This is a genomic window from Rickettsia endosymbiont of Culicoides newsteadi (assembly GCF_002259525.1).
In the GTDB taxonomy this organism is placed as follows: Bacteria; Pseudomonadota; Alphaproteobacteria; order Rickettsiales; family Rickettsiaceae; genus Tisiphia.
In genome coordinates, this window is sequence record NZ_MWZE01000023.1 from 1 (window position 1) to 15,007 (window position 15,007).

Below are 15,007 nucleotides of genomic sequence, written 5' to 3' on the forward strand. Positions count from 1 at the left end.
CTCATTCTTAGTTAATACTTTTTCTCTTAATTATTCAATAATTATTTCATTCCTATATCATTCCAGCGGAATGTGGGTATAAGTTTGTAAGCCAGCGAATTCCATCAGGGCTATAGGGTAAATTTAAAGTAATTTATTAACTATAAGCCGGATACATGACTGCATTCGATTTTTTTGCTGTTATATATTATTTTTTTCTTGCATTATCGGGTAGGTCCATACATGACTATATTATAAATTCTCTTTCGAAAGAAGTCTAATGTAATATAAGATCCAAACCATTACCAAGCATAATATTTAATAACTCACTGGAACGAGGCACTACATCAAGATTCGTAGCGATATCAATATGTTGTTTAGGTAGGAGTTTGATATTTTTGTGATGCATTATATAAGATTTTACCGTTACATATTTTTTATCTAACAGTCTAACTCTAATTAATGGTATGGTCACATCACGGTCGGAGTTATTGGTTATCTGGTAGGAAACTTTAATTTGTCCTATTTCTTTATTTTGTTCAACATGGATGTTTCCTATAGTTAGGATATTATCATTTTCTTTATACAAAGCTGGTATGTTAAGTTTTTCTTGAAATAACAATAATAATAAAAGAATAATTACGCTAAACAATAATATAGGTAAAATATTTGAATGTTGGGGAGTTTTTGGTGGTAATAAAACTGGTAAATTGGCACCTTTGGTCAAAAATATTTTATTATTTTCATTAGTGCTAGCATTTTTTGCTGTATGATGATTTGATATAATTGGTGGTTGTTGTTCATCAAGATCTGCTTGCTGATACCAGATATGGTTACATTGTGAACATTTGACCTTCCTACCGGTCATACCTATTTGTTCTTTCGAAACTATAAAGTTAGTGTTACAACTTGGGCAAGAAATACTCATTTACGTACTCTAATTTAGATACTCAAATTATTTTAGTATATTAGGTTGACTTAAAGATAAAGTAAATTATGATTTTTTTTATAATTTAGCAAGGATGTTATGCAAAAACATATTAATACTATAGAAGAATTTTGGCAAATACGCGACAAATTAACCCAAAATTCAGAAAAAACTAATTATGCCAACCAAATATTGCAGGATATTATTAATGGTTTGAATCAAGGGGTAATCAGGGTTTGTAAGAAAGAAGGGGCTGATTGGCAAGTTAATCATTGGGTAAAAAAAGCTATTTTATTACATATGATGGTAACTGATCCACAAATTTACTCTGGAGATTGCATGAGGTGGTATGATAAAATTGCCCCCAAATTTTCTACAGATTATAGTACAGAATTATTTCAAACAGATGGCTGTCGTATAGTTCCCGGAGCAATTATCCGAACGGGGGTATATTTAGCAAAAAACGTTGTTGTTATGCCTTCTTTTATTAATATAGGGGCATATATAGGAGAGGGAACAATGGTTGATACCTGGGCTACTATAGGCTCATGTGTCCAAATAGGCAAGAATTGTCATATTTCCGGTGGAACAGGTATTGGTGGTGTGTTAGAACCAATCCAAAATAATCCGGTAATAATCGAAGATAATTGTTTTATAGGTGCAAGATCAGAAATAGCAGAAGGAGTTTTAGTAGAAGAGGGAAGCGTAATTAGTATGGGAGTATTTATTGGTGCTTCTACGAAGATAGTAGATAGAGAAAGTGGCAAAATAATTTATGGTAAAGTTCCAGCCTATTCAGTTGTAGTACCTGGTAGCTTGCCTGCTGATTCAGGGAAACCAAGTTTATATTGTGCCGTAATCGTTAAGCAGGTAGATGCCGGAACTAGGAGTAAAGTATCTATAAATGATTTGTTAAGAGGCAATTAAAGATATGGGAAACAACGAATTAAAGATTATAGTTGAGACCAAAACCCTAACTCATGCTCTGACTTTTGCTAATTCTGTAGTAGAGAAACGTAATGTAGTTACCGAACTTAGTCATATTAAATTATCATCGAAGGATGGTAAACTAGAGTTAATGGCTACTAATATGGAAATATATTTAAGCCAGAAAATAGCTGCTCAAGTAATAAGTGAGGGGGCAATAACAGTATCTACTAAAACATTAAATGATATAGTAAAAAAGATACCTGATAAAGATATAGTACTCAATGTGTCAAATGAAACAGAGCAGCTTGAAATTGTAGGAAAGAATTGTGCTTTTAATCTTCTAACTTTACCTGCTGACCAATTCCCCACATTAGATGATATTAATGTTGAAGCTACTTTTAAAATACCTTGTCGTGACTTTGTTAAGATGATTGAGGGTACTTTGTTTTCAGTATCTCTTGATGAAACTCGCTATAATCTTAATGGTGTTTATTTTTACGTAAAAGATGAAGAATGTTATATGGCTAGCACTGATGGTCATAGATTATCAGTGTCAGTAGTGGAAATGACCTATGAGGTTAGCGAATTTGGCGTTATTTTATCTAAAAAAACTCTCGAAGAAATTGTCAAAATATTAAAAGATCCTAAAAATATTCAGTTAGAGGTAGAAATTTTTCTAAGTGTGAATAGGGTTAAATTTGTTTGCAATGATATTATGATGGTATCAAAACTAATTGATGGAACCTTTCCAGATTACCAAGGTTTTATTCCAGTAGAAAACAACTATAAGCTTACTATTAATACCAAATTGCTAGCTGATGTTATAGATAGAGTAGCAACAATAACTATAGATAAATTTCAAGCAATAAAATTAACTTTATCAAAAGATTTACTTGAAATTACGGCTTCTGGGGAAGCAAGGGGAGCAGCCAAAGAGACTATACCACATTCACTAGATGAAAATAATTTATGTGTTTTTGATCATGAAGAATCTTTGTCTATAGGTTTTAATCCTAAATATCTTACTGAAGCCCTCAATTCTATATTAAATGCTACTAAAGCAAACCAAGTTGACCTATATTTTTTGGATGCATCATCGCCAATGTTATTAAAAACGCTTCAGAATCCTAAAGACGTTTTCGTGATTATGCCAGTTAAAGTTTGATCACCACAAGAACATCACTTATAGCTCCTTGCTAATATAGTCAATTGATGAGAAGTTTAAGAAAACAATAATTGAGAAACCGTCATTGCGAGAAGGCGTAGCCGACGAAGCAATCCACAAAAGTGATTAGAAATGGATTGCCACGCCACCTACGGTGGCTCGCAATGACGCTTGAAATGCATAAATGTCATTGCCAGACCATGCAATGGTTTAAGCAATCCAGAAAGTGAGCAAAAATGGATTGCTTCGCCCATTACATGGTCTGGCAATGACGTTTTGTACTTTTCCGGAATTTTTAAATTGTCATGGGGTTTATGTGTAAGGTAAGTTAATAAGTTGTTTTAACAACTTTTAGAGTAGTGAAGGTATGTTTATGAATAAATTAAATGAAATAGATCAGTTGGTTTATCTTCTCTCTAAACTACCTGGTCTTGGTCAAAGATCAGCAAGGCGTATAGTCTTACATCTTTTACAAGAAAAAGATGTTAGGCTAAAAAGTCTAATTTCAGTTCTTTGTTGTGTAGATAGTAATGTTGTCAAATGTAATATTTGTGGTAACATAGATTCTCATCATATTTGCAGAGTATGTTCATCTGATGATCGCAACGAATCTATCATAGCAATTGTTGAGACAGTGACAGAATTATGGGCAATAGAGCGTAGTGGTATTTTTAAAGGGCATTATCATGTACTAGGGCATAATTTATCAACTTCTAATGGTCACAACCCCAAAGCACTAAGACTACCGGAATTATTAGCTAGATGCCAGGATAAGAACATTAATGAAATAATTATTGCAACTAATTCTACTTTAGAAGGTCAAACTACCGCTTATTTCATTACTGAATATTTCAAAAATTCCACCATCAAAATATCAAGACTAGCTAGTGGCATTCCAATAGGCGGAGAACTGGACTATTTGGATGAAGGAACTCTATCTGCTGCAATAACATTAAGACAGCCTTTTGAATAATTTATTAAAAGTTATTTATTTTATCAAAATATTAGGTATTATACATAAAGTATTGGTTATATAATTTGATAACTTCTATTAATGAATTATTCAAGGTTACTATAATAAATTGTTTACATATATTGTTAAATGATTATTTAAATAGTTTAACCTTTTCTTAGTTATTTTATATTTCCCTCACTATACTACTTTGATCTTAAGAATTGAATTCCATTTTGAATGGTGAGTACATATTAAACACTAATAAGATTAGTGAGCATGTAAATTCATGATAAAATGAGAAAGTGATTCTTAAAAACAAAGCAATATATCATTTTTTTAGGTAAAATAATCATATGCTCCAACTTCTTTGGGCTATTTTAGTTATATTTTTGATTCCTGTATTTTTTTATATTTGCAGGTATGCGATGTTTTCATGGTTCAATTTAAGAAGTAATTCAAAGACTAAAATATTAGCATTAGAACAGAAATTATCAGAACAAGATAATATTTTAAATCATGTTACTCATGAAATAAGGAGTTCAATACATGGCGGAAGTAGTATATCTCAATTTTTATATGAAAATTGGGATAAAATGGATGAGCAAGAGCATATAAAATATGTTGGTATAATAGCTAAGAATAATCAGCATATTATAAAATTAATTAATGATCTACTAGACCTATCTAAGTTTAGCACTGGGAGGATGAATTTTAATTTTGTTGCTATGGATTTATTATCTTCTATAAAAAATATTGTGCAACAATTTACAGAATTAAATATATTTAACGATAAAGTCAATATTATTCTTATTAATAATAAGATTACGAAAGCAATGATTAGTGGGGATGAAATTAGGATCAGTCAATTATTAAATAATTTATTTAATAATGCACTCAAATATACTAAAGAAGGGTTAATTGTGGCAATAATTAATTTAAAAAATTATGATGATAAGCCTTATTGGTTCTTTAGCTTAATCGATACAGGCATAGGAATCCCAGACTCAGAGCTTGAAAATGTTTTTGAAGTATTTACTCGTAGCTCACGAACTAATGATAATTCTATTATTGGTACTGGCATTGGTTTATCTATTTGCCGGGAAATTATATTAGCTCATAATGGCTATATTTATGCCGAAAATAACCGTAGAAAAGGAACAAGGGTAGAATTCATGATTCCTGTATATGATGAAAAAGAGACATAAAATGTTGGCAAAGTGTAATATTATAAAAGTATTTACTATACTTTTTGTTGATGATGAACCAATCTGCCATGACGCGATAAATTTAGTGCTACGTCATGAACAGAAATATAGAATTATCAATGCTTATACCGGGCAAGAAGGCATTGATTTATTTAAAATACATACTAACAAAATAGACCTAATATTTCTTGATATTTCTCTTCCTGATATGACAGGTTGTGAAGTGCATAAACAGATAAGAAGTGATAAAAATCTTGCTCATATTCCTATAATTTTCCAAAGTGGTTTGTCTAGCAATCATCAGGAAATACAAGAATTTTTACAAGAGCAAGCAACATACATAATCCGCAAACCATATAAAAATCAAGAATTGCTTAAAACTATAAGGCAGTTCTATAAAGCTCCATAGAGTTATAGTCAATTCAGGGAAATTAGGTAGCAGGAGCGATGATTGACGACATCACCAACTTCTCATCAATTGACTATAGGAATATCATAGGAGGGATTATATCGCCTTCGAGTTTAGGCGTAACCAGGAAATTACTTAGCTATAGAAGTTATTTTTGCAAAATTGAAAAATTTAGATTAGTGAGTAGTATATAATATGGTATACTTCAAATAATTTGAATTATATAGTCAATTCAGGAAAATTTGGGGCTAGGATCGACGACGTCACCAACTTCTTATCAATTGACTATAGAAGAATATGTAATTTTGACATAATGTAAAACTATAATATGAACATCAATGATAAAACTTACTATAGATGATATTGAAATTGAAGTAGAAGAGGGTACAACCGTATTTCGTGCCTGCAGCAAGCTTGGTATAGAAATCCCCCATTTCTGCTTTCATGAACGTTTGAAAATTGCTGGTAATTGTCGTATGTGCCTGGTAGAGATGGAAAAATCTCCTAAACCTATCGCCTCTTGTGCTACGCCTGTTGCCCCAGATATGGTGATCCATACTAATACTATCGGCGTTAAAAAGGCTCGTGAAGGGGTAATGGAGTTTCTATTGATCAATCATCCTCTAGATTGTCCTATTTGTGACCAAGGAGGTGAGTGTGATCTACAGGATCAAGCATTTAAATATGGTGGAGCACGTTCTAGATTTTTGGAGAATAAAAGGACAGTCAAAGACAAATATATGGGACCTTTGATTAAAACCCAAATGACTAGATGCATACAATGTACAAGATGTATAAGGTTTGCCACTGATATTGCTGGAATTGAGGAAATAGGAGCTCTTTATAGAGGAGAGCATATGGAAGTTACCTCTTACCTTGAGCGTAGTCTTGCTTCAGAGTTGTCAGGCAATATTATCGATGTTTGTCCAGTTGGAGCATTAAATTCAAAGCCTTATTCTTTTAAAGCTCGTAGTTGGGAACTAAAGAAAACTGAATCAATAGATGTATTTGATGCCCAAGGTTGTAATATCAGGATCGATAGTAGGGGGGGGGGAGTAATGAGGATATTACCTAGGGTTAATGATGACATTAATGATGAGTGGATATCCGATAAAGCACGATTTGCTTATGATGGTTTGAAATATCAAAGGTTAGATTCTCCGTATATCAGACAAAATGGTAAATTAGTTGAAGCCTCTTGGAATGACGCTATTGCCATAGTAGCACAAAAATTACAATCGCTTGCCGGTGATCAAATGGCGGCGATCGCTGGAACACTCGCCTGTACCGAATCAATGTTTTTATTAAAAACATTGTTACAGAAGCTAGGATGTAATAATTTTGATAGTAATCAATTTAATTATAAAATAGACCGATCTAGTAGGGGAAACTATCTATTTAACACAACGATTTCTGGACTTAAAAAAGCTGATCTTGCTTTGTTAATTGGGGCAAATATTAGGCAAATAGCTCCAGTCCTTAATGCTAGTATTGGTATATTACAAAGAGAGGGGAAGTTAAAAATAGCTCGAATTGGTAATATTAGCGATCAAACTTATTCTATCAATGAATTAGGGGCTAGCCCTGAAATAATTAAAGCAATAATATCAGGAGACCATCAATTTTCTAAGGAGTTGGCAGCCGCAAAAAATCCAATAATAATCATTGGTGATGGAGTATATTCTCGGGAGGATGGTTATGCTATTTTTGCACTCATTCATCAGATGGTGGATAAATATAAGATAGTTAGAGAGGATTGGAATGGTTTTAATATATTGCATAACCATGCGTCAATGGTTGGTAGTTTAGATATAGGTTTTAGCCCTAAAAATTCTAGTGCTAAGGGTGGTGGTAATGGGGTTTATGAAATCTTACAAAAGGCAGAAATAGGTGATATCAAATTTGTCTATTTACTAGGTAGTGATGAGATTGATATGAGTAAAATCAAATCATCTTTTGTTGTATATCAAGGGCATCACGGTGATAATGGAGCAAATGCAGCAAATGTTATTTTTCCTGCTAGTAGCTATACAGAGAAAGATGCTATTTACCTAAATTTTGAAGGAAGACCACAATATGCTAGGGCGGCAACTAATCCAGTAGGACAAGCAAAAGAAGATTGGCTTATTATAAATAACCTAGCCAGTGGTTTAGGGCTAAATCTTGGTATGAATAATTTAGTTGAAATAAGAAATAAGTTGGCAGCAGAGTTTCCAGTATTTGACAATATTTCTGAAATAATGAGTGGTGACTTTATAAAATTTACCTCTACAGATAAATTACTTAACTATGATATAGTTACTAAACCGATAAATTATTACATGACAGATTCAATTAGTAGGGCATCTATTACTATGGCAAAGTGTTTGGAATCAAAACAAGAAAGGGAAAAAGTTGCATGATATCGTTATTTCAACAATATCTATTGCCGTTAATTATTGTGGCATTGAAAGTCCTATCTATCACTATTCCTCTTTTGCTGTGTGTAGCATATCTGACCTATGCTGAGCGAAGAGTAATAGGTTTAATGCAGTTAAGAAAAGGTCCAAATGTCGTTGGATATTTTGGGTTGTTGCAACCAATTGCTGATGCAGTAAAACTATTATTTAAAGAAACAATTATACCAAAGCAAGCTGATAAAATATTATTCACCTTGGCTCCTATGGTTACCTTTGTGCTTAGTTTAATTGGTTGGGCAGTGATACCTTTTGATAAAAAACTGGTATTAGCTGACATCAATGTTGGTGTTTTATATATTATGGCAATCTCATCATTGGGGGTTTATGGTATAATCATAGCTGGTTGGGCAAGTAATTCGAAATATGCTTTCCTTGGGGCTATTCGTTCGTCGGCTCAGATGATTTCATACGAAGTATCTATAGGGTTGGTGATTGTTACTGTACTTTTAACGACTGGAACTCTTAATCTTTCAGAAATCATAGAAAGGCAACAATTATTGCCTTGGTGGGTTGATTTGATGTTGTTACCTATGGCAGTAATATTCTTCATATCAGTACTTGTAGAAACTAATAGATTGCCTTTTGATTTATCAGAGGCTGAATCTGAGCTGGTTGCTGGTTATAATGTTGAATATTCTTCGATGGGTTTTGCCTTATTTTTTCTTGGTGAATATGCTAATATGATTTTAGCTAGCGGTATGACCACAACATTCTTCTTAGGTGGTTATTTCCCGCCTTTTGGCATTAAATTCTTGAATTTTATACCAGGCTTTATTTGGTTTATAGTAAAAGTTGGGTTGTTATTATTTTGTTTCTTATGGATAAGAGCGACATTACCTAGATATCGTTACGACCAGTTAATGCGTTTAGGTTGGAAAGTATTTTTACCTTTTACTTTATTTTGGGTGGTGTTAGTATCAAGTGTTTTAATGTTTACTGGTAATTTACCAAACTAGCTAAAATAATTCACCTTACGCATGGCATTTAAAAGTCATAGGGAAAACAACCTGACACTATTAGCGAGGTGCCACTGGTGGTGGTGGACAAAGCAATGAATGTGGATTGCCACGACCTACTTGCGTGGTCTCGTAATGGCGTCTTGTACTTAATTCTGCAATTTTTTAATTGCCACGGGGTTTATGCGTAAGGCGAGTAAGTAATGAATACCTTATATTAGTTAATTTATAAATGAATTTTATAGGAGAATTTTATGGGAACATATTTAACCGTTGGCATAGTGCAAAATATTGCAGTCGATAAGAGACGCATAAAGTATCCAGATATAACAGTTGAGCATATTACCAGGCGATTAAACGATGAACTAAATCTTGATTATTATAATTATAGTGAAGATAATGACGGATATTACTGGGAAATTAAACCACAAACTCTTGAAGGAAACCTAGTGGATTTTCTAGATGCTCAATTCCAAATGTACACAAGTAAAAAACATAGCAATATGCAAGAGGTTATTGAAAAATTAACAAAAACTAAGAACGGCGAAGAAATAATAAAATTAGCCGCAGATGAACATTTTGTTAATTTTCAGTTAGTTGAGCAAATAATTGAATATGTAGAGGTAATCCGTGACAACGGCTTTAGCGAGCATATCTGCCTATGTTACAGTTTAATCTCGTATTTTATGGATGGAAAAATCATCATGGAAGGTTACGGTGGGATGTTCAGATATTTTGAACATAATATACGTTTGCAAAGAGAAAAATACCCTTTAGCAGATTGTATAAAAGTCATGATTACTAGTTAAAATAAATATAGAGTTAGATTTATGTCAAATATTAGTCCTAGGGTTGATATTGCTTTTAAAAAAATCTTTGGAGTTGAAGAGAATAAGGATTTGCTTATTTCGCTAATCAATTCGATTGTATCTAGAGAAGACCAAGTAACAGAAGTACAACTTCTCAATCCATATAATCCAAAAAATTTCAAGAGCGATAAATTGTCAATTTTAGATATTAAAGCTCAAGGAAAAGATGGCAAAAGATTTAATATCGAAATGCAAATTACTGACGCGGATGATTATGACAAAAGAGCTCTGTATTATTGGGCAAAGTTATATACTGAGCAATTAAAGAATGCAGAGGATTATGCTACTTTATCGAAAGCCATTGGTATTCATATATTAAACTTTACCTCTATTTTACATGAAAATAAATATCATAATGTGTTTCATATAGTAGAAAAAGATAGTGGTTTGTTATATTTTAAAGATTTAGAATTGCATACTATTGAGCTAAATAAGTTTACTAATAATCCGCAGGAACAGCTGACGGACATAGTAAAGAAGGTAAAAACCTCTCTTGATAGATGGAGTACTTTTTTAACGAGACATGATTTGCTGAACAAAGATAATTTACCTAAAGAGTTAAATGATGCTAGCCTAAAAAAAGCCCTGGCAGTTTTGGATGTGATGAATTTCACTAAAGAAGAACGTGATTCATATGAAGAACACCTGAAATGGTTACGTATTGAAGCTAACACTCTCAAGAAAGCACGGAGGGAAGGCAAAGAAGAAGGTATCCAAATTGGTGAAGCTAGGGGAGAAGCTAAATTAATAAAAATGATGATAGAAAATGGCAGTTCTATTGAGGAAGTAGCGAAAATGACGGGTCTAGCTATTACCAGAATTAATGAATTATTGGAAAATAAAAATGCCTCTTAATATCTTTCATAGTTTAATATAGCTAACCCGATTAGTATTTGTCCATTTGCTTCAATAAAAAAATGTCATGTATGGACGAGTTGGTTTGTTAACAAAGAAAATAAAGCTACAAAGGAGGCATTCATTCTTGCGTAGACATATTATGAACATGTCAAAAATAACTAAAGTAATTATATATTTTTAATTTTTTTAGCTTTTGTCCAAAGCCCAAAAGTTACTCAATAACTTTATTCAATTGTACATCATGCAAATTACGACAAACATTTTCAATTGCCTGCTCATAATCAATAAGTTCCGCTATAGTCCAATCAAACTGGTCGAAAATATTATATGCATTATTGATCTGACTATTAATACCAGCTGTATTAAGTCTTACATTAGATAATAACTTTTTTATTAATTCTGTTTCCTGTGTTTTTTTATATTCATCATGGTTTGCTGTACCAAATTCTGCAATATTATGCATCTCTCTGGTTCGTATTTGTATTTCTATGTTACGTTCATAAATATCAACTACAGCTATAACATGCAAAGAACGATAGCCATTATTCTTAGGATTATCAATATAGTTTTTAGACTTCTTGATATTAACAGAATAGAGATTGTAAATAATAGCCAATACTTTGTAACAATCTTCTTTTTTATCAACTATAATTCTAAAAGCAATTATATCAGTTAATTCTTTCAAAGTAATAGTTTTTCTTAATATCTTCTTTAAAACAGAACAAGGATCTTTTAATCTGTAATGTATTTCAGCTACTATATCATTTTTATATAGTTTAGTACTAATATCACCTATGATATTACGTAAGTTGTTAGTATTTGTATCTTGCATAATTATACTCTACTATAATGCAGTGAACTTGTTTAAAATACTTATGACTTCTTTGACTTATGCGGGAAGTCTAATAATTTAAGTTGTAGCTTAGCTAATATTTAACCTGAAAGAATATATTAAAACCTATATTAAAATTATTTTAATATATTAAGTGTTGTAAAATATTTCAATTGTTAAAAAGTATTAAGTATTATACGTAAGTAAAAAATACATGGATATAATTCAGAAAATTAGCGATTATGTTTTGTATTTAAAATACAATTCTCTAATCTTTAGTAAATGATCTTTTAAGATTTATAGGATGATAGTAGTTTAAATAAATTATATATATTATGGAAAATAAGAATATCTTGTACCCACAAGAGATTTATGAGAAACATTTGTTAATAATTAACAATATCAGATTTACATCAAGAGAAATAGATGTAATAGCATGCATTGTACATGGGAAAAATGCAAAAGGAATAGCTAGTTTTTTATCAAATGAGGATAAACAGATCGAGACGAGAACTATTGAAAGTCATATTTCTAATATCAAACGGAAAGTAGCCACAAATTCTCGAGAAGGTATTATAAATTTTATAGAAGAATCTGATAAATACAAATTAGTACAAAGTTATTATTTAAGTTTATTAATCCAACAAGAATTTAGAAAAATCTTGAAGGAAATTTTTATATTAACAAAGTCTGATGCTATATCATTTTTTATTGTTTTACAAAGCCTGAGAAATAATGGATCAGAAAACAATGATTTAAACTTGATGATCAATAAGATACGTAGTGATTTACAACTTATAGGTATAACAGTTTTTGTAGAGCTGCGAGAAAATCTTGATGCTCATATAGTTTTAGGAAAGCACAAGAACAAAGGCAAAAAACAGTCAAGACAATGTATAATCTATGTTCTATCTGTAAATGAAGCTAATATAGCTAAACAACAGCAAGGTAATAATTATGTTATTATTTCTAATGATCAGAATATATCCAAGGTATTTTTTCTTATACCGCAGGAAGAGCAATGTATAAAATTTCTACCTAAACAAAGTAATTTTGAATATATTAATCTCTTACCATCTAAACAATATCATTTTATTTTTTTAGAAATTATCACAAAAGTTTTTTCTAATGAGAATATAGACAACATGATCCTTAAGTTTAGTGAAAGATATAATAATATTATATCGAATAATACCTGTTCAGTTTTTCCTAAACCTCATTTGACAGATAAGAATATTAAAAGTAAAGCCAAGAATATTTACTTACAAATATTTGGTGTATTGGTTCTGATTATTTGTAGTACTTATCTTTTAATGTTTGATTTAACTATTAAAAAAACAGTCAAGAGTAAAGAAATAGAAGTGCAATGGTCTAAACTACAATATCCAATAATATTTCCTAAAAATCTAACTAGCTGGAATATACCTAGACAAGATCATGTTTTTATTGGTAGAGAAAAACTATTGAGGGATTTGTATAATAAATTACATTACAATCATACATCTGATGTAACAAGTAATTTAGCAATTACTGCATGTGCTGGACTTGGCGGAATAGGCAAAACACAATTAGCCTTGCAATATATAAATTATACAGAGCATCCTTATACACTTAAAGTTTGGTTTCTTGCAGAAAATATTGATCATTTATATAACAAATATGTTGAATTTGCTAAGTTATTAGGACATGCAGAAGTCATCTATACAAGAGAAAGCATTATCGCTTATGTTAAACAATGGCTAGCTAAAAATCCAGGATGGCTTTTAGTTTATGACAAAGTAAACAATTATCGTGAAATCGAACCATTTTTACCAGAATCTGGCGGATATGTGATTTTAACAACCCGTCAGCGTTATTGGCCAACAAAGTTCTCAGTATTGCCTATTGATATCATGACAGAAGAGGAGGCTATCAAAACAATAAAGACCTTAATACAGCGAAATATAGCAGAAGAACAAAATACTATAAAAGAATTAGTTGGAGTTTTAGGATATTTACCCTTAGCACTGGTGCAAGCTGGTGCTTACATTAAACAAAAACATATCACTATTCCAGAATATTTGGATCTTTATAAAAAGTATGAAACAGAATTATTATCGGACAACACTTTTTTAGATGAAACAAATACCTATAATTACCCAGTAGCAATAACCTGGAATATTAGTTTAGAGGCAATTGTTAGAGATACTAAAATTAATAATAGACCACCTATAGCTATTGAGCTTTTAACAGTATGTGCTTACCTAGCACCAAATAAAATCTCTCGTAAACTATTACTCAAATGGTTACAAACAGCTTATCCTCATTTACCATCTCCACAATTAACGTTAAACAAACATATTGCTCTATTGTGGCAATATTCAATGATCAATTATGATGACAATGATAATATCGCTATTCATCGCCTAGTACAGGCAGTATTACGTCATCAACTTAGTCAATCGTTAGACAGTAAGGATAATATTTGTTCTACCTTAAATTTAAGATGGTTTGAGTCATTATTGCGGTTTTTTATAGATAATGAGCATGAGTTTAAGCTAACTAATTCTTTTCAACAACTTCTTGAAACTAGTCGGCAATTTAAAACTAAATTTAAGAATAAATATAATGAAGATCTTGCGGCAATGGACTTGATGATTTCTTCGGTCTATTTTCACCAAGAAAAATATGAAAATTTTCTAAAGATAGTTGATAAGGTTAATAAATATTTGCAGAAAACTGAAGGCTTAGAAATATTAAAATGTAAAATTCTATATGTATATTCGGCATATTTTTGTAAAATTGGTAATTATCAAAAGGCAGAACAAAAAATAAATACAGCAATTAAAAGGTATAATAATATAAAAGTAGGTAAATCAATAAAGAATAATGATGTGAGAGGTTTAAAGGCGAAATTATTTTACCATAAAGCTAATCTTGTCTTAGCCAAAAATAAAAAAGCAAATAAAATTGATAGAAATAAACTAGAAATAGAAACGTCTATTAAATCAATTCAAGAAGCAATAGCTCTATTTAAGGAAGTTCATAACACTAGAGACTTTTTACAATCAATAGAATTGTATGGAAAACTACTTATTTTGACCAACCAAATTGATAAAGTAATAGTAGAGTTTAGTAAATATAATAACTTAATTGAACAAATAGCTGATGATATAATAAAAATGGGTTTTTATTTAACTTATTCAGATGCTTATTTTAGCAAGGGAGACTTCAACAAAGCTCTGGATTATTGTAGTAAAGCTAAACATCAAGCAAAAAAATTGCATCTTAAGAATGAACTAAATAATATTAGCAATAAAGAAAGAGCTATTAAAGCCTCATTGCAAAAATGAACTATAGTTCCATTTATATATATAGTCAATTTAGGGGAATTGGGTAGCAGGAGCCATAGTACCCTACAATTTTTGTAACAATGTAGGGAAGTAGGGATCAAAATCGGTAATTGAGTCATACTCCAAAATT

At 31.1% G+C, this 15,007-nt stretch carries 13 protein-coding genes; 11 read left to right on the forward strand and 2 right to left on the reverse strand.

Features of this window, described 5'->3' with window-relative positions; genetic code table 11:
- Positions 1–256 precede the first annotated feature (256 nt).
- Positions 257–907 (reverse strand): MJ0042-type zinc finger domain-containing protein, encoded by a 651-nt coding sequence (locus RiCNE_RS02765; protein ID WP_094649097.1) that lies wholly within the window; start codon positions 905–907, stop codon positions 257–259.
- 99 nt (positions 908–1,006) lie between these two features.
- On the opposite strand from RiCNE_RS02765, the gene dapD reads away from it, so the two are divergent.
- The 10 genes from dapD to RiCNE_RS02810 all read left to right on the forward strand — a co-directional run bounded on the left by dapD (position 1,007) and on the right by RiCNE_RS02810 (position 10,710).
- Complete coding sequence (gene dapD / locus RiCNE_RS02770; protein WP_094649098.1) at positions 1,007–1,834, forward strand: 2,3,4,5-tetrahydropyridine-2,6-dicarboxylate N-succinyltransferase; 828 nt, start codon at positions 1,007–1,009, stop codon at positions 1,832–1,834.
- Positions 1,835–1,838: 4 nt separating this feature from the next.
- Positions 1,839–3,002 carry a DNA polymerase III subunit beta gene (gene dnaN / locus RiCNE_RS02775; RefSeq protein WP_094649099.1) on the forward strand — a complete coding sequence of 388 codons (1,164 nt, stop codon included), beginning with the start codon at positions 1,839–1,841 and terminating at the stop codon, positions 3,000–3,002.
- A 373-nt stretch (positions 3,003–3,375) separates the two neighbouring features.
- The gene (gene recR / locus RiCNE_RS02780) at positions 3,376–3,975 is read left to right on the forward strand and encodes a recombination mediator RecR (protein WP_094649100.1); all 600 of its coding nucleotides are present in this window, start codon (positions 3,376–3,378) and stop codon (positions 3,973–3,975) included.
- Positions 3,976–4,382: 407 nt separating this feature from the next.
- A complete protein-coding gene (locus tag RiCNE_RS02785) occupies positions 4,383–5,162 on the forward strand; it encodes a sensor histidine kinase (protein ID WP_192866921.1) in 780 nt (259 codons plus the stop codon).
- Position 5,163: 1 nt separating this feature from the next.
- Entirely contained in the window at positions 5,164–5,571 is a 408-nt protein-coding gene (locus RiCNE_RS02790; RefSeq protein WP_157905655.1) for a response regulator, read from the forward strand.
- Positions 5,572–5,609: 38 nt separating this feature from the next.
- Positions 5,610–5,765 carry a hypothetical protein gene (locus tag RiCNE_RS07445; protein WP_157905656.1) on the forward strand — a complete coding sequence of 52 codons (156 nt, stop codon included), beginning with the start codon at positions 5,610–5,612 and terminating at the stop codon, positions 5,763–5,765.
- Positions 5,766–5,909: 144 nt separating this feature from the next.
- Positions 5,910–7,973, forward strand: coding sequence for an NADH-quinone oxidoreductase subunit NuoG (nuoG, locus tag RiCNE_RS02795; protein ID WP_094649103.1), 2,064 nt, complete (start codon positions 5,910–5,912; stop codon positions 7,971–7,973).
- Positions 7,970–8,986 carry an NADH-quinone oxidoreductase subunit NuoH gene (nuoH, locus tag RiCNE_RS02800; RefSeq protein ID WP_094649104.1) on the forward strand — a complete coding sequence of 339 codons (1,017 nt, stop codon included), beginning with the start codon at positions 7,970–7,972 and terminating at the stop codon, positions 8,984–8,986. Before nuoG ends, nuoH begins: the two co-directional genes overlap by 4 nt.
- A gap of 254 nt (positions 8,987–9,240) precedes the next feature.
- Positions 9,241–9,795, forward strand: coding sequence for a hypothetical protein (locus RiCNE_RS02805; RefSeq protein WP_094649105.1), 555 nt, complete (start codon positions 9,241–9,243; stop codon positions 9,793–9,795).
- A 21-nt stretch (positions 9,796–9,816) separates the two neighbouring features.
- Complete coding sequence (locus RiCNE_RS02810) at positions 9,817–10,710, forward strand: Rpn family recombination-promoting nuclease/putative transposase (protein WP_094649106.1); 894 nt, start codon at positions 9,817–9,819, stop codon at positions 10,708–10,710.
- Positions 10,711–10,924: 214 nt separating this feature from the next.
- Here the strand turns inward: RiCNE_RS02810 and RiCNE_RS02815 are convergent, their stop codons facing one another.
- A complete protein-coding gene (locus tag RiCNE_RS02815) occupies positions 10,925–11,545 on the reverse strand; it encodes a guanosine polyphosphate pyrophosphohydrolase (protein WP_094649107.1) in 621 nt (206 codons plus the stop codon).
- 335 nt (positions 11,546–11,880) lie between these two features.
- Here RiCNE_RS02815 and RiCNE_RS02820 point away from each other — a divergent pair, with 335 nt between their 5' ends.
- Complete coding sequence (locus tag RiCNE_RS02820) at positions 11,881–14,877, forward strand: DUF7779 domain-containing protein (protein ID WP_239832627.1); 2,997 nt, start codon at positions 11,881–11,883, stop codon at positions 14,875–14,877.
- The last annotated feature ends 130 nt before the right edge of the window (positions 14,878–15,007 follow it).

Excerpts from the sequence above, each read along its gene's own strand:
- dapD (WP_094649098.1), top strand. The coding sequence starts at position 1,007 with ATGCAAAAACATATTAATACTATAGAAGAATTTTGGCAAATACGCGAC.
- RiCNE_RS02820 (WP_239832627.1), top strand. The coding sequence starts at position 11,881 with ATGGAAAATAAGAATATCTTGTACCCACAAGAGATTTATGAGAAACAT.
- nuoG (WP_094649103.1), top strand. The coding sequence starts at position 5,910 with ATGATAAAACTTACTATAGATGATATTGAAATTGAAGTAGAAGAGGGT.
- RiCNE_RS02765 (WP_094649097.1), bottom strand. The coding sequence starts at position 907 with ATGAGTATTTCTTGCCCAAGTTGTAACACTAACTTTATAGTTTCGAAA.
- nuoH (WP_094649104.1), top strand. The coding sequence starts at position 7,970 with ATGATATCGTTATTTCAACAATATCTATTGCCGTTAATTATTGTGGCA.
- RiCNE_RS02790 (WP_157905655.1), top strand. The coding sequence starts at position 5,164 with ATGTTGGCAAAGTGTAATATTATAAAAGTATTTACTATACTTTTTGTT.
- RiCNE_RS02810 (WP_094649106.1), top strand. The coding sequence starts at position 9,817 with ATGTCAAATATTAGTCCTAGGGTTGATATTGCTTTTAAAAAAATCTTT.
- RiCNE_RS02815 (WP_094649107.1), bottom strand. The coding sequence starts at position 11,545 with ATGCAAGATACAAATACTAACAACTTACGTAATATCATAGGTGATATT.
- RiCNE_RS02805 (WP_094649105.1), top strand. The coding sequence starts at position 9,241 with ATGGGAACATATTTAACCGTTGGCATAGTGCAAAATATTGCAGTCGAT.
- dnaN (WP_094649099.1), top strand. The coding sequence starts at position 1,839 with ATGGGAAACAACGAATTAAAGATTATAGTTGAGACCAAAACCCTAACT.
- recR (WP_094649100.1), top strand. The coding sequence starts at position 3,376 with ATGAATAAATTAAATGAAATAGATCAGTTGGTTTATCTTCTCTCTAAA.
- RiCNE_RS02785 (WP_192866921.1), top strand. The coding sequence starts at position 4,383 with ATGTTTTCATGGTTCAATTTAAGAAGTAATTCAAAGACTAAAATATTA.
- RiCNE_RS07445 (WP_157905656.1), top strand. The coding sequence starts at position 5,610 with ATGATTGACGACATCACCAACTTCTCATCAATTGACTATAGGAATATC.